The following is a 22,869-nucleotide window of genomic DNA, read 5'->3' on the forward strand; positions in this document are numbered from 1 at the left end:
CCGCGCCGCGGCGAGCGGCACGGGCCGTGCGGGGACGAACGGCGGACGTCAGAGGCGGCCCTCCTCGACCGCCCGGGTCACCCACGGGATGACCTCGTCGAGCATCTCGTCCAGCGAGGTGGTGGCGGTGAAGCCGAGCACCTCGCGGGACTTCGTCACGTCCGGCACCCGCTTCTGCACGTCGTAGCGGAAGGGTTCGTCGGAAACGTGCCGGAACGGCACGTCCGGGCCCTTGATCTTGCGCCAGATCAGCTCCGCCAGCTCCAGCACGCTGGTCGACTCGGCCGTGGAGAGGTTGAAGTCGTCGTTGTGGGCCGCCGGGTGCTCGATCGCGGTGGCGATGCCCCGGGCCAGGTCCCCGCCGTAGGTGTAGTGCCGCACCTGGCCGCCCTCGCCGAGGATGTGCAGCGGGTCCTGCCCCTTGACGATCTTCTGCACCAGGTCGGGCACCACGTGCGACATCGCCAGCTTGACGTTACCGGAGAGCACCTCGACCTGGCCCAGCGCGCGCCCCTCCCCCACGCCGACGCAGTTGAACGGCCGCACGATCGTGTACGGCAGCCGGTACTGCTCCCAGGCGGCCCGGGCGTAGTACTCCACGGCCAGCTTCTGGAACCCGTACGACGACAGCGGCGGTGGGATGCGCCGCTCGTCGCCCTCCCTGCTCGGCCAGTGCACGGTGGACTCGAAGACCATCGAGGAGGAGAGGTAGGTGACCTTTGCCAGCCGGCCGTCCCGATGGGCGCGGATGGCCGCGTCGCAGGTGGCCGCCATGATCCGCTCGTTGGTGGCGAGCAGGTCGTAGGCGTACGCGTGGAAGTAGGAGATGCCGCCGATCATCGCCGCGCCCGCGACCAGGTGGTCACAGCCGTCCAGCAGCGTGGTCAGCAGGTCCACGTCCCGCGCGTCGCCCTCGACGAACCGGAACCGGGGGTGGTCGTCGTAGCTGTGGGTGACCGGGCCGTACTTCGAGAAGTTGTCGATCCCGACGACCTCGTGGCCCCGGCCCAGCAACTCCTGCACCAGATAGCCGCCGATGAAGCCGGCCGAACCAGTTACCAGGACTTTCGCCACGTGCGCTCCTATGCGGTCTTCTCGTACTCGGTGCTGTCCTGCGGCGCCCGGGGCGTCGGCGTCGCGGACGACCGCAAGCCGGCCGCCCGGGCCGCCAGCCTCTCCCGGCTCAGCCGTCGACCGTAGGCGAAGAAGTACCAGCGCAGGTAACCGGGGAGGAACCGGCCCAGGTCGAAGTGGGACTCCCCGAGCGGCCGGTCCAACCAGATCGTGGGTATCTCGGCGACCGGCAGGCGCAGCCGGTTGGCCTTGGCGGTCAGCTCGAGCCCGATCTCGAAGCCGGTCCGCGACTCGATGCCCACCTCACGGACGAATGCGGTGTCATACGCCTTGAAACTGTTGGTGGCGTCCCGGGTGCCGACCCGGGCGAACGTGTAGAGGCTGCGCCCCGCCCAGCGGGACATCATCCGCTTCAGCCGCGGCCCGCCCACCTGCTGGCCGCCCGGCATGTAGCGGGACGCGGCCGCGACCACCACGCCCCGGTCCACCAGCCGGGCCAGCTCGTCGATCTGGCGCGGGTCGTCACAGCCGTCGGCCATCGTCACCACCACGACCGGGGCGAGGGCCACGTCGATGCCGAACCGGATGGCGTTCGCCGGGCCCCGGCCGTAGGTGTTGAGCACCGCGCGCACCCGCGGGTCGGTGCGGGCGATCTGCTCCACGTACGGGACGGTGATGTCCTCCGGCATGTCGTGCACGATCAGCACCTCGGCCGGCAGCAGCGTCTCGCGCAGCATCCGCTCCAGGCAGCGCAGGATCGCCTCGCCCTCGTTGTAGACCGGCACGATCACCGACACCCGCGGCGTCACACCCGCACCCCGGTCCCGGTCAGGCCCCACATGTCGATGACCGGCAGGTCGGTCTCCAGCCGGGCGTACTGCTCGTGCGGAGCGGCGATCACCAACAGGTCCGCCCGACGCAGCACCTCGTCCAGCTCGACCAGGCGGTCGTCGGCGACGTACGGGTCGGTGCAGAGCGTCTCCCGGGTCTTCAACGCCAGGATCTTGCGCAGCTTGTACGCCAGGCTCTCCCGCGGGTCGTCGCTGCCGCCCTTGAAGGCCATCCCGAGGATGCCCACGGTCAGGTCCGCCAGATCGAACCGGTCCTCCAGCCGGGACACCAGGTAGAGCGGCAGCCCCTCGTTGATCAGCATCGCGGAGTGGCCGAGCACGAAGTTGTTCCGGTTGAACGCGGCCAGCTGCATGGTGTCCTTGAACAGGCAGGGGCCGGCGGCGAAACCGGGCATCGGCAGATCGGCGGCACGCGGGTAGTCGTGCGCGACCGCGTGCCGGATCCGGGCGAAGTCGAGCCCGAAGTCGTTGGCCATCATCCAGAACTGGTTCGCGGTGGCGAACTTGATGTACCGCCAGGTGTTGGTGAACAACTTCGCCAGCTCGGCCTCCTCCGGCTCGAGCGGCACGATCTCCTCGGTCAGGTGCCGGAAGAGCTTCTCCGCCCGGGCGAGGGCGTGCGGCGTACGGGCGGCGACGATCTGCGGCAGCGTGAACAGCTCCGTCATCGCCCGGCCCTCGGCGATCCGCTCCGGGCAGAACGCCACGTCGGCGCGGATGCCCTTGCCGCCCAGGAGCTTCTCGGTCAGCGCCGTCACCCCCGGGTAGACGGTGCTGCGCAGCACCACCAGCTGCCCGTCGCGCAGGTGCTCGGCGCAGCGCTCCAGCGCCCGGGGCACCGCACCCAGGTCCGGGTTGAGGTGCTCGTCGACCGGGGTTCCGACCACCACGACCAGGTGCTCGGAGGCACCCACGCTGACCGGGTCGGTGCTGGCCCGGAGCCGGCCGGCGGTCACCGCCTCGGCAAGCGCCTCGGCGGCGCCCGGCTCGGCGAAGGGCAGGATGCCGGCGTTCACCGTGGCCACCGCGTCGGCGTTGATGTCGTACAGCACGACGGACAGGCCGCGGGAGGCGAACGCGATGCCCAGCGGCAGACCCACCCGACCGCAGCCGCCGACGATGCAGACGTCGACGGAGATGGGCGGCGGAGCCGGATCCTCGGACATGGCTGGACTCCCGTGGGGGTGGCGGGGGTGTGATCCCGGCGATGGCCGGAATCCAAGCAGGCTAATCGCTCGCAGGTGAGCCGTGGGTAGCCGAAGATGCCGTCACCGCTGGCCTTTCGGACGATCCGTGACGCTGCGCAGCGGCCGGATCACGAGGGGCGAGAGACGGCGGTGGCCAGCCGGCCCCGACCCGGACGCGCCGGATCGGGGCCGTGAGCAGGTGCCGGTCAGGCGCCGCGCAGGGTGGCGCCGAAGCGGCGGGCCGCCTCGGCCACGGCCGCGTCCCGGGCCGCCACCGCCTCGTCCACGGTCAGCGTCCGGTCCGGGGCCCGGAAGGTCAGCTTGTACGCGAGCGACTTGCGGCCCGCGCCGAGCTGGTCGGAGGCGTACACGTCGAAGAGCCGGACGTCCTCCAGCAGTTCGCCGGCCCCCTCGGTGAGGGCCCGCTGCACCTCGGCCGCGGGAACCGGGTCGTCCACCACCAGGGCCACGTCGATGAGCGCCGGGGGGAAGGTGGAGATGGCCGGCCCGGTCACCACCGGCGCGGCGGGCACCGCGTCCAGGTTCAGCTCCATGGCGCTGGTCCGGCGGGGCAGCTCCAGCGTCGCCACCACGGCCGGGTGCAGCTCACCGGCGTGCCCGACCACCGCGTCGTCCACGAGCAGCTCGGCGCAGCGGCCGGGGTGCCAGGGGGCGTACTCGGCGGACCGGACGGTCACCCGGTCGGCGGGGATGCCGGCGGCGGCGAGGACGGCCCGGCCGGCCTCCACCGCGTCCGCCCAGCCGGCCGCCCGGCCCGCGCCCCACCAGCCGGCCGGTTCGATGTCGCCGGCGAGCAGCACGGCGACGTGCCGCGGCTGGTCCGGCACCACCGCGTCGGCGGCGGCGAACTCGGCGTCGGTGGGCCGGCGGTCCACGCCCATGGCCGGCGGCGCGCCGGCGCCCGGGCGCGGGTGGAACACCGTGCCGATCTCGTAGATCGCGATGTCCCGCAGGCCCCGGCCGACGTTCCGCTTGAGGATGCCGAGCAGCGGGCCGAGCAGGGTGGTCCGCAGCAGCGGCTCCTCCTCGGACAGCGGGTTGGCCACCCGCACCGTCCGCCGCCGCGGGTCGTCCGCCGGCAGGCCGAGCTGGTCGGCCAGCTCGGCGGAGACGAACGGGTGGGCGAGCACCTCGACGTACCCGCGCTCGGCGAGCGAGCGGGCCACCGCCCGGCGGCGCTGCTGCTGCCAGGTCAGGCCACGGCCGGCGGGCGCGGTCGGCAGCAGCGAGGGCACCCGGTCGTACCCGTCGAGGCGGACCACCTCCTCGACCAGGTCGGCCGGGTCCGTCAGGTCGGGCCGCCAGCTCGGCGGGGTGACGGTGAGCACGTCGCCGCTACCGGCGGCCACCCCGACCTCGCCCGGGTCCTCGCCCAGCCGGTCCGGGCCCCGGGTGACGGTGCAGCCGACCTGCTCCAGCAGCTCGATCACCCGCTCCGGCGGATACGCCACCCCGACCCGCCGGGACGGCAGCTCCGCCGGCAGGGTCACCGGGGTACGCGGCCGGACGTGGTCGATGTCGAGGATCTCCGCGCCGACCGTGCCGCCGGCGTGCTCGGTGAGCAGCCGCACCGCCCGCTCCAGGGCGACCAGCGGGAGGGCGGGGTCGACACCGCGCTCCCAGCGCTTCGCCGCCTCGCTGAACAGCTTGTGCCGGCGGGCGGTCCGGCCCACCATCGCCGGGTCCCAGTGCGCGGCCTCGAAGAGCACGTTGGTGGTGGCGGCGAGGACCTCGCTGGTCTCGCCGCCCATCACCGCGGCGAGCGAGATCGGCCCGGTGTCGTCGCAGATCACCATGTCCTCGGGGACGAGAGTGCGGGTCACCCCGTCCAGGGTGGTCAGCTTCTCCCCCGGCTCGGCGCGGCGGACCACCAGCGGCCCGCTGACCCGGTCGACGTCGAAGGCGTGCATCGGCTGGCCGAGTTCGAGCATCAGGTAGTTGGTGATGTCGACCGGCAGCGAGATGCTGCGGATGCCCGCGACGGTGAGCCGCTGGGACAGCCAACCGGGGGTCTCCGCCGTCGGGTCGATCCCACGGACCATCCGGGCGGCGAACCGGTCACAGCCGACCGTGTCCCGCACCTCGACCGGGTACGCCGGCCGCTCGGTGGCGCCGGGCGCCGGGACCAGGGCGGGGTCGCGGAACGGCACGCCGAGGGCGTGCGACAGCTCCCGGGCGATGCCGCGCACGCTCAGCGCGTACCCGCGGTCCGGGGTGATCTCCATCTCGACCACGGTGTCGTCGAGGCCGACCACCGGGCGGGCGTCGTCGCCCGGCTTGGCCGGGGTGTCCTCGGGCAGCACGATGATGCCCGCGTGGTCGTCACCCAGACCCAGCTCCTTGGCCGAGCAGATCATGCCGTTGGAGTTGCGCCCGTACGTCTTGCGCGCCCCGATGGCGAAGTTGCCGGGCAGCACGCCGCCGGGGAGGATCACCACCACCTTGTCGCCCTGGGCGAAGTTCGTCGCTCCGCAGACGATCTCCTGCGGCTCGCCGGTGCCGTTGGCGTCACCGACGTCGACCAGGCAGAAGCGGATGGGCTTCTTGAAGCCGGTGAGCTCCTCGATCTCGCGTACCTCGCCGACCACCAGCGGCCCGGTGACGGTCTCCCGCAGGTCGACGATGGACTCGACCTCGATGCCGAGGTCGACCAGCGCCTGCTCCAGGTCGCCGGTGGGCAGGTCGGCGGGGAGGTCGACGTACTCCCGCAGCCAACTGACAGAAACTCGCATGACTCTTAAACCACCGTCTCCGTAGCTCGTGGCGCCGTCTAGACCCCGAACGCGCGGGTGAACCGCACGTCCCCCTCGACCATGTCCCGCATGTCGCCGACCCCGTGCCGGACCATCACCGTCCGGTCGATGCCCATGCCGAAGGCGAATCCGGAGTAGACCTCCGGGTCGATGCCGCAGGCACGCAGCACCCGCGGGTTGACCATGCCGCAGCCGCCCCACTCGACCCACTGCGGCCCCCTGCGGTGCTCCGGGAACCAGACGTCGAACTCGGCCGACGGTTCGGTGAACGGGAAGTAGTGCGGCCGCCACCGGGTCTTCGCCTCCGGCCCGAACATCGCCCGGGCGAAGTGGTCCAGCGTGCCGCGCAGGTGGGCCATCGTGATGCCCTTGTCCACCACCAGGCCCTCGACCTGCTGAAAGACCGGCGCGTGGGTGGCGTCCAGCTCGTCGGTGCGGTAGGCCCGACCGGGCACGATCACGTAGATCGGCGGCTTGCGGGTGAGCATGGTGCGCGCCTGCACCGGCGAGGTGTGCGTACGCAGCACCAGGCCCGAACTCTCGGCGCCCTCCGGCGGTGCGATGTGGAAGGTGTCCATCAGGCCGCGCGCCGGGTGGTCGGCGGGGATGTTGAGCGCGTCGAAGTTGGTCCACTCCAGCTCGACCTCGGGCCCCTCGGCCACCTCGTAGCCCATCCCGACGAAGAAGTCGCTGATCTGCTCCATCAGGGTGCTCAACGGGTGCCGGGCGCCGCGCGGCCGGCGGTCGTACGGCAGGGCCACGTCGACCCGCTCCTCGACCAGCACCCGCTCGGCCTGCTCGCGCTCCAGAATCTCCTGCCGGGCGGCGTACGCGGCCTCGATCGCGCGGCGGGCCTCGTTGACCCGCTTGCCGGCGTCGGACTTGGCGGCCGGCGGCAGCGCGCCGATCTCCCGCCGCGCCAGGGAGACCGGGGACCGGTCACCGAGGTGCGCGGGGCGCAGCGCGGTCAACGCGTCCGGGTCGGCGGCGGCGGCGAACGCCTTCTCGGCGTCGGCCACGGCCGCGGCCAGGGCGTCCGGGTCGAGCAGGGCGACCTGCTTCGGGTCGTACGGATCGTTGCGGTAGCTCATGGCGTACGGGCACTCCCTCACGGCGGCGCCGACCCTCACGGGTGGCTAGGCGAGTCTACGGACGCGCGGCTGTGCCGCAGCCCGCCGGTGGGAGTACGCGCAGGAGGAAGGGTCAGGCCCGCCGCCCGCCGACACCGGCGGGCTGGCTAAACGAACGCCGTGGCGCGTTCATCACGTGGACGACTCCCCTGCTGTATGTGGCGCGGGACCGGGTACCGGTCAGCGCAGCGCTCTGGCTGAAGCGTACAGGCAGACGGCGGCGGCCGCAGCCAGGTTCAGGCTCTCGGCGCGCCCGTGCAGCGGCACCCGGACCCGGGCGTCGGCGGCCGCGGTCAGTTCCTCGGGCAGCCCGTGCGCCTCGGAGCCGAAGACCCAGGCGGTGGGGGCCGCGAGCCGCCCGTAGTCGATGAGGTCGTCGAGGTCGCTGTCGCCGTACCCGGTCGTCGCGAGGACGGTGAGCCCGGCGGCCCGCAGGGCCGCCACCACGTCGAGCGGGTCGGGGGCGCGGACCACGTCGACGTGGAAGAGGCTGCCGGCCGAGGAGCGCACGCACTTGCCGTTGTACGGGTCGACGGCGTCGCCGGCGAAGACCACCGCCCCGGCGCCGGCGGCGTCGGCGGTGCGCAGCACGGTGCCGGCGTTGCCCGGGTCGCGGATCTCGGCGAGCACCGCGACCAGCCGCGGGCCCCGGGACAGGGCGGTCTCCAGGGGGACGTCGAGGTGCCGGCAGACGGCTACCAGGCCCTGCGGGGCGACGGTCTCGGCGAGCGCGGCGAGCCCCTCCTCGGTCACCTCGGAGACGGGTACGTCCGCGCGGGCGGCCTGCGCCGCGAGGTCGGCGTACCGGTCGAGGGCGGCGGGCGTGCCGAACAGCTCGGTGACCGTCCCGGCGCGGGCCAGCGCCTCGCGGACCGCCTGCGGACCCTCGGCCAGGAACCGGCCGGTGGCCTCGCGGTCCCGGCGGCGTTGCAGCCGGCGAGCCGCGACCACCCTGGGGGTACGCGGGGTGAACGGGCCGGAGACAGCGTCGAGGCGCCTCCCGCGCGATGGTGACTGCATGGGAGACGCCTCGATCTGCGGTGGGTGGATCAGGCGGCCTGGGCCGCGGCGCCACCGGTGCCCTCGGCCGCCACGGCGGCGCGGGCCAGCTCGACGATCGCGGCGAACGCCGCGGCGTCGTTGACGGCCAGGTCGGCCAGGATCTTGCGGTCGACCTCGATGCCGGCCAGGCGCAGGCCCTGGATCAGCCGGTTGTAGGTCATGCCGTTGGCCCGGGCGCCAGCGTTGATGCGCTGGATCCAGAGCTGCCGGAAGTCGCCCTTGCGGTCACGACGGTCCCGGTAGGCGTACTGCATCGAGTGCAGCACCTGCTCCTTGGCCTTGCGGTACAGCCGGGAGCGCTGACCGCGGTAACCGCTCGCGGTCTCCAGCAGGGTACGACGCTTCTTGTGGGCGTTCACAGCCCGCTTGACGCGTGCCATCTCAACTCCTTCTTCGGTTCAGGTGGCGCGCGTCAGCGGCCGAGCAGCTTCTTGATTCGCTTGACGTCGGCCTTGGCCAGCTCGACCGTGCCGGTCAGCCGCCGGGTGTGGGTGGAGGACTTCTTCTCCAGCTTGTGGCGGAGGCCGGCCTGCTGGGCAACGATCTTGCCCGTGCCGGTCACCTTGACCCGCTTGCCCGTACCCGTGTGGCTCTTCATCTTCGGCATGTGGAACGTCTTCTCCCTGTTACTGGCCGCTGGTGTCAGCGGTCGGGCCGGTCTCGCCGGCTGCGGCGGTCTCGCCGGCCTCCGGGGTCTCGCCGGCCTCCGGAGCACCGGCCTCCTCCGCGGCCCGTTCCCGAGGTCCACCGCGGGACGCCGTGGCGGCGACCGCGGAGGCCTTCACGGCCCGGTGCGGGGCGAGAACCATGATCATGTTTCGGCCGTCCTGCTTCGGAGCGGCCTCGACGTATCCCAGGTCCGTGATCTCGGACTCGAGCCGGCGCAGGAGCCGGTAACCCAGCTCCGGGCGGCTCTGCTCGCGACCGCGGAACATGATCGTCACCTTGACCTTGTCGCCCGCCTTGAGGAACCGCACCACGTGACCCTTCTTGGTCTCGTAGTCGTGCGGGTCGATCTTCGGCCGGAGCTTCATCTCCTTGATGACGGTCTGCTGCTGGTTACGCCGCGCTTCGCGCGCCTTCAGTGCGCTCTCGTACTTGAACTTGCCGAAGTCCATGAGCTTGCACACCGGCGGGCGCGCCATCGGCGCAACCTCGACCAGGTCCAGGTCGACGTCCGCGGCCAGCTGCAGGGCGCGCTCCAGCGGGACGATGCCCACCTGCTCACCCTCAGGGCCGACCAGTCGGACCTCACGTGCCCGGATCTGTTCGTTCACGCGTGGTTCGACGCTGATGGGGCCTCCTCGAGTCGGTTCTCCTGCGTGTCCGACCCCGCGGGCCCCCGGGTGGGAGCCGCCCGGAAAGCAGAAGGCCCCGGCGCATGCCAGGGCCCGCTCGACCGGTCGGCACGATCACATGATCGCGCATCCGGAACCGGGATGTCCCCGGAACCGGTGACCGGACCCGGCCACCGTCAGGGGCGACTCGGGTGGGAGCAGGCGCTCCGCTTCAAGACCGCCCGCACGTCGGAACGGGGGCAGTCTGGTCGACCTCGCAAGACTACACCCTCGCCCCGGCCATCCCCAACTCGGCCCACCCGTCCCCTTGCGCCCCGGCCTGCGGATTTCCGGGTCAGCGGGGGGCGGGGTCGCCGGCGAGGGCGGCCAGGTGCGCCTGGTGCAGCCGGCGCAGGGCGCGCACGCCCTCGACCGCCAGCTCCTTGTCGGCCGCCTGGAGGGCGACCATCGGCAGCAGGTCGTCGTCGTGCAGCTCCAGGCTGGCCCACGGGGCGCCCCGGTCGAAACGGACCCCGCGGACGACCTCCCAGGGCAGCTCGTACGAGCCGATCACGTTGCGCACCCGGACGCCCCGGGCGTCGGCCACCACCCGCGGCCGGGTGAAGAGCAGGATGCCGAGCGCGCCGAAGACGCCCAGCCCGATCATGGCCAGCTGGTCGCCGCGCTGGAACGTGCCGTAGCCGTCGCCGGTCCGGCCGGTCAGCGAGGTCGCCACCAGGCTGAAGACCACCAGCAGGGTCGCCGCCGAGGCCCAGCAGACCACCCGGATCCGCCGCGGCCGCACGGTCACCAGTGCATCGCTCACCCGACCAGTCTGCCATCCGGCTCCGGGCTCCGGTCCGGTGCCACACCGATCGCGGTCGCGTCGCCGCCCACCGGCCACCACGACCGCGACCAGGGTGAGCGCCGCGCCGGCCAGCACCGGCAGCCGGGCGCCGGCTCCACCGGGCAGCAGCACGTCCAGCAGCAGCGCGCCGCCGAGCTGCCCGGCGACCAACGCCAGCCCGGTCCGCAGCACGCCGACCGCGCGTACCCCGACCAGCAGGGAGAGCACGATGCCCACGCCGAGCAGGCCGCCCCCGTACAACCACCACTGCCCCGGCCAGCCGGGGCGGGTGGCGAACGCGCCGACCAGCGCCGCGACCGCCAGGATCACCGGGGTGCCCACGGCGAAGTTGACCGCGATGCCGGCCGCGGTGGTGCTGGCGGCGGAGACCCGCCCGTTCAGCGCCGACTGGAGGGCGACCGCCAAGCCACCCGCCACCGCGAGCAGCACCAGCCCGACCGCCAGGTCGCCGACCGGCCGGCCGAGCTGGGCCAGGGTCACCGCGCCGACGCCGAGCAGCGCCCCGGCCACCCGGGGCAGGGTGAACGGCAGCCGCCCCACCGGGGCCAGGCCGGCCCGGTCCACCGCCAGCCCGCCGACGCTGCCCCCGGCGACCTGCGCGATGGTGAAGACCGCCACCCCCAGCACCGGGACGACGTACGTGCCGATCACCACGATCGCCGCGCCGCCGAGCCCGCCCAGGTACGACCACCAGGGCAGCCCGGACCGGCGCAGCACGGCCAGTCCGGCGCGCATCGACGGGACGGCGAACAGCCCCAGCACGACGAGCAGGCTGCCGCCGAGGTTGTTGACCACCGCGCCGAGCACCGGGTTGCCGGCGCGCTCGCCCAGGTCGGCGTTGACCACGCCCTGGGCCGCCGAGGCCGCCCCGCCCAGCACCACCAGGGCGAGGGCGGCCGACGAGGGGAGCGGCCTCACAGCCGGCAGGCGTGGATGTTGGTGACCAGGATCGCCCGGGCGCCCAGCTCGTAGAGCTCGTCCATGATCCGGTGCACGTCGTCGCGCTGCACCATCGCCTGCACGGCGACCCAGCCCTCCCGGTGCAGCGGGGAGACGGTCGGCGACTCGATCCCGGGGGTCAGCGAGCTGGCCCGGTCGAGCAGGCCGGCCGGCACGTCGTAGGCGAGCATCACGTAGCGCCGGGCGACCAGCACGCCGTGCAGCCGGCGGAGCAGCTGCCCGGACTGGGCGCAGCCGGGCGCACCGACGCGCCGGACCAGCACCGCCGAGGAGACCAGCAGCGGCTCGCCGATGATCTGCAGGCCGGCCTGGCGCAGGGTGGCGCCGGTGGAGACCACGTCGGCCACCACGTCGGCCACGCCCAGGCGGACCGCGTTCTCCACCGCGCCGTCGAGCCGGATGACGTCCGCGGTCAACCCGTTGTCGTCGAGGTAGCGGCGGACCACCCCCGGGTACGCGGTCGCGATCCGGTGCCCGCCCAGCTCCTTCGGCGAGTCGATGGTGTCCGGGCTGGCCGCGAAGCGGAACGTGGCCCCGCCGAAGGCGAGGTCGACGATCTCCTCGGCCGGGGCGCCGGAGTCGACCAGCAGGTCCCGGCCGGTGATGCCGAGGTCCAGGTCGCCGGAGCCGACGTAGGTGGCGATGTCCCGGGGCCGCAGGTAGAGGAATTCGACGTCGTTGGCCTCGTCGCGGCAGACCAGGTCCTTGGGGTCGCGGCGCTGCCGGTAACCGGCCTCGCGCAGCATCTGGGCGGCCGGCTCGGCCAGGGTGCCCTTGTTGGGTATGGCGACACGCAGCATGACGGAGTGCTCCTTCGATCGGGATTGATCAACGGGTGGGGGCACTCAGAGATGTCGGTAGACGTCCTTGAGCTCGAGACCGGTGGCGAGCATCAGCACCTGGGCCTGGTAGAGCAGCTGGGATATCTCCTCGGCGGCCCGCTCCGGGCCCTCGTGCTCGGCGGCCATCCACGACTCGGCCGCCTCCTCGACGACCTTCTTGCCGATGAAGTGCACCCCCCGCTCCAGCGCCTCTACGGTGCCCGAGCCCGGGGTGCCGGCGGCGGCCTTGGCCTGCAGCTCGGCGAACAGCTCCTCGAACGTCTTCACGGGACGCGATTCTTCCAGCCGTCCGTCGTCGCCATACGCTCCGGGTCCGGCGCGGCGGAACCCCGACCACATTCCGGACGGGCGGTCCTGCCGGCGCCGAGCGTCGGGACCGCGCCCGCAGCGGCCCGCAGGTGGGCCGCTCGGACGCTACGAAGCTGATGACGTCAACGATTCATCCGGCGATACGCGAATCGTGGTCGGGCGACTGTGCTCGGTGGCGAAATCCTGCGCTGCTCCCGGTGTCCCGGTACGCCGCCGGACTATTACGGGACGAGAAGGGCAGGATGTCCGGTCGCCGCCGCGCCCGGTCCGGGCTGGTGAGTCATCCGCGACATCAGCTTCGTAGTGGGCAACCGGACTACTCGCGGCGGCCTGGCCGGGGCGACCGCGACGCCCACACCCCGGGCGGTCCGGTCAGCCGCCGAAGCCGACCCGCTGGCCGTTGGCCGCGGCGAGGCCGCGGATCGCCAGCGCGGCGTCCAGCGCCGCCACGGTCGCCGCCCAGCCCTTGTCCTCCGCCGAGCCGGGCAGCCCGGCCCGGTCCCGGGCCTGCTCGATGGTCTCCACCGTGAGCACCCCGTGCGCGACCGGCTTGCCCTCGTCCAGGGCCACCCGGGTCAGCCCGTCGGTGACCGAACGGCAGACGTAGTCGAAGTGCGCCGTCGCGCCGCGGACCACCACGCCGAGGGCGACCACCACGTCGTACCGGCGGGCCATCGCCTGGGCCACCACGGGCAGCTCCACCGAGCCGGCGACCCGGGCCACCACCGCCCGGGCGCCGCACGCCTGCGCGGCGGCGACCGCCCGGTCGACCATGTGGTCGGTCAGGTCGCCGTGCCAGCGCGCGGCGACCACGCCGACGGTCAACCCGGCGGCGTCCACCGCCGTCACGCCCGGTTCGCCGAAACCCGCCATGTCTACGCTCCGATCTCGTCGCCGTCGACCGGGCGGCCCATCGGCGCCTCGGTCACCTCGTCCAACTCGTCCAGCAGGTGCCCCATCCGGTCCCGCTTGGTGCGCAGGTACCGCACGTTCTCCGGGTTCGACCGGATCGGCAGCCCCTCGCGGCCGCTCACGGTGAGGCCGTAGCCCTCCAGGCCGGCCCGCTTGGCCGGGTTGTTGGTGAGCAGCCGCATCGAGCGGACGCCGAGGTCGTAGAGGATCTGCGCGCCGGTGCCGTAGTCCCGGGCGTCCGCGGGCAGCCCCAGGTCGAGGTTCGCGTCGACGGTGTCCCGGCCCAGGTCCTGGAGCTGGTACGCCTGGAGCTTGTGCAGCAGGCCGATGCCGCGTCCCTCGTGCCCGCGCACGTAGAGGACCACCCCGCGCCCCTCCTGGGCCACCCGGGCCAGGGCGGCCTGCAGCTGCGGGCCGCAGTCGCAGCGCAGCGAGCCGAAGACGTCGCCGGTGAGGCACTCGGAGTGCACCCGGACCAGCACGTCCCGCCCGTCGCCGAGGTCGCCCATGACCAGCGCGATGTGCTCGGCGGAGTCGTAGTCGCTGCGGTAGCCGAGCGCCCGGAAGACCCCGTACGGGGTGGGCATCCGCGCGTCCGCGACCTGCTCCACCTGCTTCTCATTCCGCCGCCGGTACGCGATCAGGTCGGCGATGGTGACCAGGGTGAGCCCGTGCTCGGCGCAGAACTTCTCCAGGTCGGGCAGGCGCATCATGGTGCCGTCGTCGTTGACCAGCTCGCAGAGCACCCCGGCCGGGCGCAGCCCGGCCAGCCGGGTCAGGTCGACCGCCGCCTCGGTGTGCCCGGGCCGGCGCAGCACCCCGCCCTCGCGAGCCCGCAGCGGCACCACGTGCCCGGGGCGGGCCAGGTCGGTGGGGTCGGTGGCGGCGTCGGCGAGCAGCCGGATGGTGTGCGACCGGTCCGCCGCCGAGATGCCGGTGCTGACCCCCTCCCGGGCATCCACGGTCACCGTGTACGCGGTGCCGCGCCGGTCCTGGTTGGTGTGGTGCATCGGCGGCAGGTCCAGCCGGTCGCACTCGCTCTCGGTCAGCGGCACGCAGATGTAGCCCGAGGTGTAGCGGACCATGAAGGCCACCAGTTCGGGCGTGGCCAGCTCGGCCGCGAAGATCAGGTCACCCTCGTTCTCGCGGTCCTCGTCGTCGACCACGACGACGGGCCGGCCGGCGGCGATGTCCGCCACCGCCTGCTCGATGCTGCCAAAGGCGCTCATGCCACTGCCTCCGAGTAGGTGGGCGGGATCGGGGTGGGAGCCGGCGGGGCGGCCCGCGAGGCCCGCCACCAGGCGGCCAGGCCCCAGACGCAGAACGCGCCGTAGACCAGGTACATGGCGGCGGAGGGGTAGAAGCCGCCGCGCAGCAGCAGCGGCACGCCGACCGCGTCGACGGCGATCCAGATCAGCCAGAACTCGACCCACCCGCGGGCCATGCCGTAGGTGGCGAGCAGGCTGCCGACCAGGATCCAGGCGTCCGGCAGCGGACCCCACGAGCCGAGCGCGGCCAGCGCGGGGTACCCGGCCGCGGAGCCGACCGCCGCCGCCGCGAGCAGGCCCAGGCGTTCCCGGCCGGTGGCCCAGCGAGGCGTCACGGCGGGCTGCTCCCCCGCCCCGGCGCGGCGGTTGCGCGACCAGCGCCACCAGCCGTAGACGCTGACCGCGAAGAAGAAGACCTGCCGGCCGGCCTGGCCGTAGAGGTCGTGCGCCTGCGGGGTGGCGAAGACACCGCCGAGGAAGACGGTGAACAGCAGCGCGTTGCCGATCATGCCGACGGGCCAGGCCCAGACCAGCCGGCGCAGCCCGAACAGCGCCGAGGCGAGGCCGAAGACGTTGCCGACGATCTCCCGGACCAGGACCGGCGAACCGGCCACCTGGACCTGGGCGTCGACCAGCCAGCCGAGCGGGCCCATCAGCGGTCACCACCGGGCAGGGCGCCCCCGGCGAGGCGGTCGCCGAGCAGCCGCTCGACGTACTTCGCCAGCACGTCCACCTCGAGGTTGACCGGGTCGCCGACGCCCTTGGCGCCGAGCGTGGTCAGCTTGAGGGTGGTGGGGATCAGCCCGACGCCGAACCAGTCGTCGCCGACCTCGGCGACGGTCAGCGAGACGCCGTCGATGGTGATCGAGCCCTTCTCCACCACGTACCGGGACAGCGCGGCGGGCAGCCGGAACCGGACGGTCTCCCACTGCGCGGCAGGTTCCCGGGAGATCAGCTCGCCGACCCCGTCGACGTGGCCCTGGACCAGGTGCCCGCCGAGCCGGCTGCCGAGCGCGGCGGCCCGCTCCAGGTTGACCGGGTCGCCCGGGCGGAGCGCGCCCAGCGCGGAGCGGCGCAGGGTCTCGCCCATCACGTCGGCGCTGAAGACGCCGCCGTCGACGTCGACCACGGTCAGACAGACCCCGTTGACCGCGATGGAGTCGCCGTGCCGGGCGTCCGAGGTGACCAGCGGGCCGCGGATGGCGACCAGCGCGGAGTCACCCCCGGTCTCGGTGGTCCGGACGACCTCGCCCAGTTCCTCGACGATGCCGGTGAACATGTCAGGCCTCCCTCTTCCGGGGCAGCGCGGTGATCCGCAGATCGGGTCCGACCTGCGTAACGTCGGTGAGTTCCAATTCGATGGCGTCGGCGATGGTCCCGACACCCGCGTCGAGCAGGGCGGTGGGGCCGGCGCCGAGCACCTTCGGCGCGACGTACCCGACGACCTTGTCGACCAGCCCGGCGGCGAGGAACGCGCCGGCCAGCCGGGGGCCGCCCTCCAGCAGGGCCGCCCGCACGCCGCGGTGATGCATCTCGGCCAGCAGCGCCGGCAGGTCGACCCGGCCGTCCGGGCCGGCCCCGACCTCCGCGGCGGTGGCGATCCAGGTCCGCGCGGCGCCGTCGCGGACCCGGGCCGCCGGGGGCGTACGCCCCGCGCTGTCCACCACCACACGCAGCGGCTGCCGAATCGCGAGGGTGCCGTCGCGCAGGTTGCGGGCGGTGAGCCGGGGGTCGTCGGCGAGCACGGTGCCGACCCCGGCGATGACCGCGTCGACGGTGCCGCGCAGCGCGTGCACGTCGATCCGGGCCGCCTCCGAGGTGATCCACATGCTGGTGCCGTCGGCGGCGGCGGAGCGCCCGTCGAGCGTGGCGGCGTACTTCCAGATGACGTACGGCCAGCCCCGGCGCATCGAGGTGAGCCAGGCGACGTTGCCGGCCTCGGCCTCCTCGGCGCGTACCCCCAAATCGACCTGGATCCCGGCGGCGCGCAGGGTGGCGGCCCCGCCGGAGGCGACCGGGTTGGGGTCGCCGACGGCGACCACCACCCGGGCCACGCCGGCCTGGATCAGCGCGTGGCTGCAGGGTCCGGTGCGGCCGGTGTGGTCGCAGGGTTCCAGGGTGACCACGGCGGTGCCGCCGCGGGCCCGCCGGCCGGCCTGGGCGAGCGCGACGATCTCGGCGTGCGGCCCGCCCGCGTACGCGTGGAAGCCCTCGCCGACGACCTCGCCGTCCGGGTCCAGGAGCACGCAGCCGACCACCGGATTGGGGCTGGTGGTGCCCAGCCCGCGGGCGGCCAGCGCGATCGCGCGACGCATCGCCTCGTCGATGGAGACGCTCGTCATCGCCAGCCCCTGCCCTCTCACTCGCCGGTCGCGCGCGGGCGGGGCGGGAGGTGACGGCACGGCGTGCCGCAGGCAGGCGGCGGCGGAGATCCGGGGACGGCACGGCCGGCCCCGGGGAGCCCACGCGGCGCTGAGGGTGTCAGCGGCCAGCAGGGGGCCCTCCCCGTCCCGCGCGCTGTCTCCCATCCGGACTGTCGGGGGGCGGACGGACCGCTCCCCACCGTCGGCCCCGGATTCTCACCAGGTCCACCGTCCGGCCGAAGCCGTCCGGGTCGCGGGCTTACCACGGTCGGACCGTGGATCACCGCCGGTTCGGAATTTCACCGAGCCCCGCCAGCGCGTGGTGGGTACACCGGAAGTCTTACACGCCGGACCGCCCCCGTCGCCACGGAGGCGAGGTAGCTCACAGATGTCCGGTTACGGTCAGGTGACTCCGCGCCGCCGGTCGACCGCCACGTACGACCCGGGCTGGCTCTTCGCGACCGTCTTCATCTCCGAGGCCACCGCGATCGCCTCCAGCGGGTCCGAGAAGCGCTTCCCGGAGTCGGAGAGGGAGACGCCGATGGAGAGGGTGACCAGCGCGGCCCGCCGGATGTTGCCCCGCCGGTCCTTCAGCTCGACGAACCCGCGCTCCCGGTCGGTCGGGTCGTAGAGGGCGTCCGCGGCCTTCTCGAAGTCGACCACCGCCCGGCTGGTCAGCGGCCGGACCTGGCCGGGGGTGCAGACGATGACGAAGTCGTCGCCGCCGACGTGGCCGAGGAAGGCCGGCGGCAGCCCGATCGAGACCACCGCCCGGTGCAGGCTGCGGGCCAGGGCCGAGATGAACTCGTCGCCGCGGACGAAGCCGTACCGGTCGTTGACGCTCTTGAACCGGTCGATGTCGATGTACCCGACCGCGTAGTCGACGCCGTTGCGGACCCGGTCGCTGATCTCCCGCCGGATCCGGCTGTTGCCGGGCAGCCCGGTCAGCGGCGAGACCTCCCGGAACTCCTTGTTGCGGCGCAGGGTGGAGCTGACCCGGGCCACCAGCTCGGCGGTGTCGAAGGGCTTGACCAGGTAGTCGTCGGCGCCGGCGCTGAGGCCGTGCACCTTGTCCACGGTCATTCCCTTGGCGGTCAGCATGATCACCGGCAGGGCGGCGGTCATCGGGTCGGCGCGCAGCCGGCGGGTCAGCTCCAGGCCGTCGATGCGCGGCATCATCAGGTCGACCACGGCCAGGTCCGGTCGTTGTCGCTCGATCACCTCGAGCGCCTCCTGGCCGTCGCCGGCGTGGATCACCTCGAAGCCGTGCAGCCGCAGGTTGAACTCGACGAAACGGGCGATGTCCTCGTCGTCGTCGACGACCAGGATGACGTCGGGTCGCTCGCCGGCCGGGTCCACCTCAGGCCCCGCTGGCCGCGCGTTCCGCCAGGGCGCGCAGGCGGCGCACCGCCTCGGCCGGGTCGTCGGCCCCGTAGACGGCGGTGCCGGCGACGAACGCGTCCGCGCCGGCGGCCGCGGCCTGCTCGATGGTGTCGGCGCCGATCCCGCCGTCGACCTCGATGCGCAACTCGAGGTGGCCGCTGTCGACGTGCCCGCGGGCGGTCCGCACCTTGTCGAGGAGTTGCGGGATGAACCGCTGGCCGCCGAACCCGGCCTTGATCGTCATGATCAGCAGGGTGTCGAAGCTGGGCAGCAGGTCGAGGTACGGCTCGATCGGGGTGTCCCGGTCGATCGCCAGCCCGGCCTTCGCCCCGGCCGAGCGCAGGTCCTTCGCCAGGGCCACCGGGTCGTCGCACGCCTCGGCGTGGAACGTCACGTTGTACGCCCCGGCGTCGGCGTACCCGGGCGCCCAGCGGCGTGGATCCTCGATCATGAGGTGCACGTCGAAGGGCAGCTCGGTCACGGCGCGCAGGCTCTGCACCACCGGCAGCCCGATCGTCAGGTTCGGCACGAAGTGGTTGTCCATGACGTCCACGTGCAACCAGTCGGCGGCATGCTCTACGGCGCGGACCTCGTCGGCGAGGCGGGCGAAATCGGCGGCCAGGATGCTCGGCGCGACGATGGGCGGCGGTACGGTCACGGGGCCAGTGTACGAACGCGGTCACCCGCCGCTCGCGGCACGGCACCAACCCGGACCCGCTGTGACCCGGCCGTGACCGATGGTGCAGAATCGGCCCTCCCGGACCCGAAAACCCGGACGAAAAGCCAGCCGCGACTGGCCGATCGGCGGAAACACCGCAACACTCCATCGGGGACGGTCACATATGCTGCACGCCCGGCGGCGGGGCGCCGTACGGGCCGCGGCGACCGGCTGCCATCTCCCGGAAGGGGCGGACGATGCGACGGTGGCTCGTGGCGCTGGCGCTGGCCGGCACGGCGACGGCGGTGCTGAGCGGCTGCGTCCCGCCGCACCGGGCCGACGGCGACCTGATCGACGACTGGCCCGCCCTGCCGGCGCCCAAGTTGTTCATCCCCGCCACGGACGCCTGCCTGCCCCGGATCACCGCGGTCGTGCAGGCCGGCACCTACGAGACGGTGGCCTGCGGGCGCAGCCACCTGGCCGAGGCCGTGCACGTCGGCGCGTTCACCGGGCCGGCCGCGGCCGGCGCCCGTCCCGAACCCGGGTCCGCCGCGCTGCGTACCGCCCGGGCCGAATGCGACCAGCGGGCCCGGGAGGTGATCGGCGGGGACTGGCACTCCGCCCGGCTCACCATGAACATCGCGGTGCCCTCGGTGACCGCCTGGCTCGCCGGCGCCCGCTGGTACCGGTGCGACCTGGCGGAGACCGACAGCATCGACAACACCCGGCCGGCCAACCGGGTGGGCAGCCTGCGCGGCGCGATGGTCGGCGACAACCCGCTGGTGCACCGGTGCTTCGACCCGAAGCTGATCGGCAACAACCTGAACTACATGGCGCCGGTGCTCTGCACCGAGCCGCACCGGGCCGAGTTCGTCGGCGTCTACGTGGAACGCGACATGAGCTGGGCGGATTTCACCCGGTCGAGCCAGCAGGTGCACCGGCGCTGCATGGCGCTCATCGCCGTCTTCGCCAACGTGCCCGACAACAGCGACCTGCCGTACCGGGCCGGATCGATCTTCTACCCGCCGTCGCAGCGGGAGTGGGAGGAGGGCGACCGGGGGGTGCGCTGTTTCCTGTGGAGCGACGACCGGAGGCTCACCCGCTCGATGCGCGGCGTCGGCCCGCAGGGACTACCCGTCATCTGAGCCCGGGTGCCGTATGCTGCTGCGCCGTGGCGTACCGGCGGTGCCAGCCGGCCGGCGCGACGACGGACGACGGGGAGGTCGGCGAATGCGGCGGTGGTGGACGGCGGTCGCCGTGGCCGGGACGGCGGTGCTGGTGCTCGCCGGTTGCGGCGCGCCCGCCGGGGTGGACCGAAACCTGGCCGACGACTGGCCGGCCCTCGCGCCGGCGAAGGGCTTCGTCCCGCAGAACGGCGCCTGCCATCCCACGGTCCAGGACATCGGCTACCTCAGCGGCTACAACCCGGTCGAGTGCACCGCCTCCCACCGGGCGGAGACCCTGCACGTCGGCACGCTGACCGGGCCGGACGCCGAGCGGGGCGCTCCCCCGCGAACCGGCTCGGCCGGCGCGCGGACCGCCCGCGTCGAGTGCGACAAGCAGGTCGGCAAGGCGGTGGGCGCGGACTGGCGGTCCGGGCGACTGCTGGTCTCGGTGGTGTTCCCGTCCGCGGTGGCCTGGACGGGCGGCGCCCGCTGGTTCCGCTGCGACGTTTCCGAGGTGGCCAGCCTCGACGACGGCAGCATCATCCCGCGCCGCGCCTCGTTGCGCGGCGCGCTGGCCCCGGGCTCCCCGCTCGCCTACGGCTGCTTCAACCCGAAGCTGGTCAAGGACGACATCGACGAGATGCGGCCGGTGGCCTGCACCGCCAAGCACCACGCCGAGTTCGTCGGCGTGTGGCAGGCGCCGGACATCAGCTACGCCGAGTTCCGGCGCACCTCACTGCGGGCGCACAAGGCCTGCCGGGGCCTGATCGCCAAGTACGTCAAGGTGCCGAACAACAGCGATCTGCAGTACCGCGCCGGCACCGTCATCTACCACCCCTTCGAGGAGGAGTGGCGGGACGGCAACCACGGCGTGCAGTGCTTCCTCTGGATCGACGACCGCACGTTGACCCGGTCGTTGAAGGGCGCCGGGACCAGGAGCCTGCCGATCCAGTGAGTGGGGCGGGCCGCTCGCCCGCCCCGCTGACCGGTCCCGGCTAGCCGGCCTGCAGCGTCACGTCGTCGACCACGAAGCTGGTCTGCAACGACGAGTCCTCGACGCCGGTGAACTTCAGCGTCACGGTCTGGCCCGCGTACGCGGCCAGGTTGAACGTGCGCTGCGCGTAGCCGGTGGCGGCGTTCAGGTTCGAGTACGTCGCCAGCGTGGTGGTGCCGACCTGGACGGTCAGCCTGTCGTACGCCGTCGAGCTGGTGGTCTCGGCGGTGTCGATGTGCAGCCAGAAGGCCAGCGTGTAGCTGGCGCACCCGGCCGGCACGGTCACCGACTGGGACAGCGTGTCGGTGTGGGTGCTGCCGTACCCGTCCAGCCAGGCCTTGTAGGAGCCGGTGCGGGCCGCCTGGCCGGTCGAGTTGGTGATCACTCCGGAGGTGGCGGTCCACGCGGTGGTGCCGGACTCGAAGCTGCTGTTGCCGATCAGCTAGCCGCCGGCACAGCCGCCGGTGCCGGTCACGGTGAGGCCGTACGTCGCGCTGTGGCTGACCGAGCCGGTGCCGGTGACCGTGACGGTGAAGGTGCCGGTGGCGGCGGTCGCCGAGGCGCTGACCGTCATGGTGGCCGAGCCGCCGGAGGTCACCGAGGACGGGCTGAACGACACCGTCACCCCGCTCGGCGCGCCGGTGGCCGACAGGTTCACCGTCTGCGCGCTGCCACTGGTGGTCGTGGTGCTGACCGTCGCGGTGGTCGTCGCGCCCCGGGCCACGCTGCCGGCGGTGGGGCTCACCGCCACGGCGAAGTCGTTGGTCGGGGTGCCGCCGACCGCGAGCTGCCAGATCGCGTACGCGACGCCGTCGGCGCTGCGGTTGAGGATGGTCGGGTTGATGTTGCCGGTGGTGTCGCACGACCGGTGGTAGCAGGAGTCGTACGCGGAGTTGGCCGTGCCGCCCCACTTGCCGGCCTGGGTGGTGGTCTTGCGGGCGCTGGCGCCGGCCGAGTAGCCGGAGGTGGCGATGCCGGCCTGCTGGAACGAGTAGTCGTCGGAGCGGCCCTGCCCCTCGACGTTCTCCACGGGCTGGATGCTCAGCGAGTCCCAGTACGCCTTGAGCGGCGCGGCGGTGGTGGAGGTGATCCGGTTGATGAAGTAGCCGCCGTTGGGCGAGCCGACCATGTCGAAGTTGTAGTAGCCCTTGAGGTAGCCCCGCTGGGTGGCGCTGAGCGAGTTGACGTAGAACTCGGAGCCGTTGAGCCCCTGCTCCTCGTCGGTCCACCAGGCGAACCGCACCCGCTTGGTCATGGTGGGGTTCTGGGCGGCCAGCACCAGCGCGTTCTCCAGCAGGGTGGCCGAGCCGGAGCCGTTGTCGTTGATGCCGGGACCGGCGGAGACGCTGTCCAGGTGGGCGCCGAACATGACGACCTGGTCGGCGGGGCCCTGCGGCCACTCCGCGATCAGGTTGTTCGACGGGTAGGTGCAGGTGGAGCAGTACTGCTCGGCGACCGTGTAGCCGGCGGCCTGGAGCTTGCCCTTCAGGTAGCCGACCGAGGCGGTGTAGCCGGCGGAGCCGGCCCGGCGGGTGCCGCCGTTGCTGGTGGCGATCGTGTTGAGCTGGGTCAGGTGGGCCTGGACGTTGGTCACCGAGATGTCCGGTGCGGTGGCGGCCAGGGCGGGGGCGGCCGCGGGCGCGGCGCTGGCCGTCGTCGCGGTCAGCGTCGCCGTCATGCCGGCGCAGAGGGCGAGCGCGAGGCCCGCGATCGGGGTACGACGTCTCATCGAGACTCCTCGTGGGGGTCGGCGGAGCGTACGTCGGGGGGTGGCGGCCGACCCGTGGAGTC

General features: G+C 73.2%; 21 protein-coding genes and 2 pseudogenes. 2 read left to right on the top strand and 21 right to left on the bottom strand.

The window, feature by feature from the left end:
- Positions 1-48 precede the first annotated feature (48 nt).
- The 20 genes and pseudogenes from ACFOYX_RS34480 to rpe form a co-directional block, all read right to left on the bottom strand.
- Positions 49-1,074, bottom strand: a complete 1,026-nt coding sequence (locus tag ACFOYX_RS34480; protein WP_322440605.1) for an NAD-dependent epimerase/dehydratase family protein — start codon at positions 1,072-1,074, stop codon at positions 49-51.
- Between the two features lie 8 nt (positions 1,075-1,082).
- Complete coding sequence (locus tag ACFOYX_RS34485) at positions 1,083-1,883, bottom strand: glycosyltransferase family 2 protein (RefSeq protein ID WP_322440604.1); 801 nt, start codon at positions 1,881-1,883, stop codon at positions 1,083-1,085.
- A complete protein-coding gene (locus ACFOYX_RS34490; protein WP_322440603.1) occupies positions 1,880-3,091 on the bottom strand; it encodes a nucleotide sugar dehydrogenase in 1,212 nt (403 codons plus the stop codon). Before ACFOYX_RS34490 ends, ACFOYX_RS34485 begins: the two co-directional genes overlap by 4 nt.
- 227 nt (positions 3,092-3,318) lie before the next feature.
- The gene (gene pheT / locus ACFOYX_RS34495; RefSeq protein WP_322440602.1) at positions 3,319-5,865 is read right to left on the bottom strand and encodes a phenylalanine--tRNA ligase subunit beta; all 2,547 of its coding nucleotides are present in this window, start codon (positions 5,863-5,865) and stop codon (positions 3,319-3,321) included.
- Positions 5,866-5,903: 38 nt separating this feature from the next.
- Positions 5,904-6,977, bottom strand: a complete 1,074-nt coding sequence (gene pheS, locus ACFOYX_RS34500) for a phenylalanine--tRNA ligase subunit alpha (protein ID WP_322440601.1) — start codon at positions 6,975-6,977, stop codon at positions 5,904-5,906.
- Between the two features lie 219 nt (positions 6,978-7,196).
- Positions 7,197-8,036, bottom strand: coding sequence for an RNA methyltransferase (locus ACFOYX_RS34505; RefSeq protein WP_322440600.1), 840 nt, complete (start codon positions 8,034-8,036; stop codon positions 7,197-7,199).
- 29 nt (positions 8,037-8,065) lie between these two features.
- Positions 8,066-8,458 carry a 50S ribosomal protein L20 gene (rplT, locus tag ACFOYX_RS34510; protein WP_109801026.1) on the bottom strand — a complete coding sequence of 131 codons (393 nt, stop codon included), beginning with the start codon at positions 8,456-8,458 and terminating at the stop codon, positions 8,066-8,068.
- A 32-nt stretch (positions 8,459-8,490) separates the two neighbouring features.
- Positions 8,491-8,685 (bottom strand): 50S ribosomal protein L35, encoded by a 195-nt coding sequence (rpmI, locus tag ACFOYX_RS34515; protein WP_109801027.1) that lies wholly within the window; start codon positions 8,683-8,685, stop codon positions 8,491-8,493.
- Positions 8,686-8,704: 19 nt separating this feature from the next.
- Positions 8,705-9,355: a translation initiation factor IF-3 gene (infC, locus tag ACFOYX_RS34520; RefSeq protein ID WP_089015062.1), complete on the bottom strand. Its 651-nt coding sequence runs from the start codon at positions 9,353-9,355 to the stop codon at positions 8,705-8,707.
- Positions 9,356-9,710: 355 nt separating this feature from the next.
- Positions 9,711-10,169: a PH domain-containing protein gene (locus ACFOYX_RS34525; protein WP_109802770.1), complete on the bottom strand. Its 459-nt coding sequence runs from the start codon at positions 10,167-10,169 to the stop codon at positions 9,711-9,713.
- A 150-nt stretch (positions 10,170-10,319) separates the two neighbouring features.
- Positions 10,320-11,141, bottom strand: a pseudogene (locus tag ACFOYX_RS34530) (DMT family transporter); the annotation flags it as partial.
- Complete coding sequence (gene hisG / locus ACFOYX_RS34535; protein ID WP_322440599.1) at positions 11,138-11,983, bottom strand: ATP phosphoribosyltransferase; 846 nt, start codon at positions 11,981-11,983, stop codon at positions 11,138-11,140. The pseudogene ACFOYX_RS34530 and the gene hisG, both read right to left, overlap by 4 nt.
- Before the next feature lie 45 nt (positions 11,984-12,028).
- A complete protein-coding gene (locus ACFOYX_RS34540) occupies positions 12,029-12,292 on the bottom strand; it encodes a phosphoribosyl-ATP diphosphatase (protein WP_109802766.1) in 264 nt (87 codons plus the stop codon).
- A gap of 414 nt (positions 12,293-12,706) precedes the next feature.
- The gene (gene ribH / locus ACFOYX_RS34545; protein ID WP_109802765.1) at positions 12,707-13,207 is read right to left on the bottom strand and encodes a 6,7-dimethyl-8-ribityllumazine synthase; all 501 of its coding nucleotides are present in this window, start codon (positions 13,205-13,207) and stop codon (positions 12,707-12,709) included.
- A gap of 2 nt (positions 13,208-13,209) precedes the next feature.
- Positions 13,210-14,475: a bifunctional 3,4-dihydroxy-2-butanone-4-phosphate synthase/GTP cyclohydrolase II gene (locus ACFOYX_RS34550; protein WP_322440598.1), complete on the bottom strand. Its 1,266-nt coding sequence runs from the start codon at positions 14,473-14,475 to the stop codon at positions 13,210-13,212.
- Positions 14,472-15,167 (bottom strand): nicotinamide riboside transporter PnuC, encoded by a 696-nt coding sequence (gene pnuC / locus ACFOYX_RS34555; protein ID WP_322440597.1) that lies wholly within the window; start codon positions 15,165-15,167, stop codon positions 14,472-14,474. The genes ACFOYX_RS34550 and pnuC overlap by 4 nt, the downstream gene beginning before the upstream one ends.
- On the bottom strand, positions 15,167-15,793 hold the full coding sequence (locus ACFOYX_RS34560; protein WP_322440596.1) for a riboflavin synthase: 627 nt from the start codon (positions 15,791-15,793) through the stop codon (positions 15,167-15,169). The genes pnuC and ACFOYX_RS34560 overlap by 1 nt, the downstream gene beginning before the upstream one ends.
- Position 15,794: 1 nt before the next feature.
- Positions 15,795-16,856 (bottom strand): bifunctional diaminohydroxyphosphoribosylaminopyrimidine deaminase/5-amino-6-(5-phosphoribosylamino)uracil reductase RibD, encoded by a 1,062-nt coding sequence (ribD, locus tag ACFOYX_RS34565; RefSeq protein ID WP_109802761.1) that lies wholly within the window; start codon positions 16,854-16,856, stop codon positions 15,795-15,797.
- Between the two features lie 423 nt (positions 16,857-17,279).
- The gene (locus ACFOYX_RS34570; protein ID WP_109802760.1) at positions 17,280-18,236 is read right to left on the bottom strand and encodes a response regulator; all 957 of its coding nucleotides are present in this window, start codon (positions 18,234-18,236) and stop codon (positions 17,280-17,282) included.
- A 1-nt stretch (position 18,237) separates the two neighbouring features.
- Positions 18,238-18,918: a ribulose-phosphate 3-epimerase gene (gene rpe / locus ACFOYX_RS34575; protein ID WP_109802759.1), complete on the bottom strand. Its 681-nt coding sequence runs from the start codon at positions 18,916-18,918 to the stop codon at positions 18,238-18,240.
- 257 nt (positions 18,919-19,175) lie between these two features.
- Here rpe and ACFOYX_RS34580 point away from each other — a divergent pair, with 257 nt between their 5' ends.
- Both ACFOYX_RS34580 and ACFOYX_RS34585 read left to right on the top strand, forming a co-directional pair.
- Positions 19,176-20,063 carry a septum formation family protein gene (locus ACFOYX_RS34580; protein ID WP_322440595.1) on the top strand — a complete coding sequence of 296 codons (888 nt, stop codon included), beginning with the start codon at positions 19,176-19,178 and terminating at the stop codon, positions 20,061-20,063.
- Positions 20,064-20,148: 85 nt separating this feature from the next.
- Positions 20,149-21,039 carry a septum formation family protein gene (locus tag ACFOYX_RS34585; RefSeq protein ID WP_109802757.1) on the top strand — a complete coding sequence of 297 codons (891 nt, stop codon included), beginning with the start codon at positions 20,149-20,151 and terminating at the stop codon, positions 21,037-21,039.
- A 40-nt stretch (positions 21,040-21,079) separates the two neighbouring features.
- Here ACFOYX_RS34585 and ACFOYX_RS34590 read toward each other — a convergent pair.
- Positions 21,080-22,807 (bottom strand): annotated as a pseudogene (locus ACFOYX_RS34590) (M28 family peptidase).
- Between the last annotated feature and the right edge of the window lie 62 nt (positions 22,808-22,869).

Origin of the sequence: Micromonospora sp. GCM10011541 (assembly GCF_042650725.1) — a bacterium.
Classification (GTDB): Bacteria; Actinomycetota; Actinomycetes; order Mycobacteriales; family Micromonosporaceae; genus Micromonospora; species Micromonospora sicca.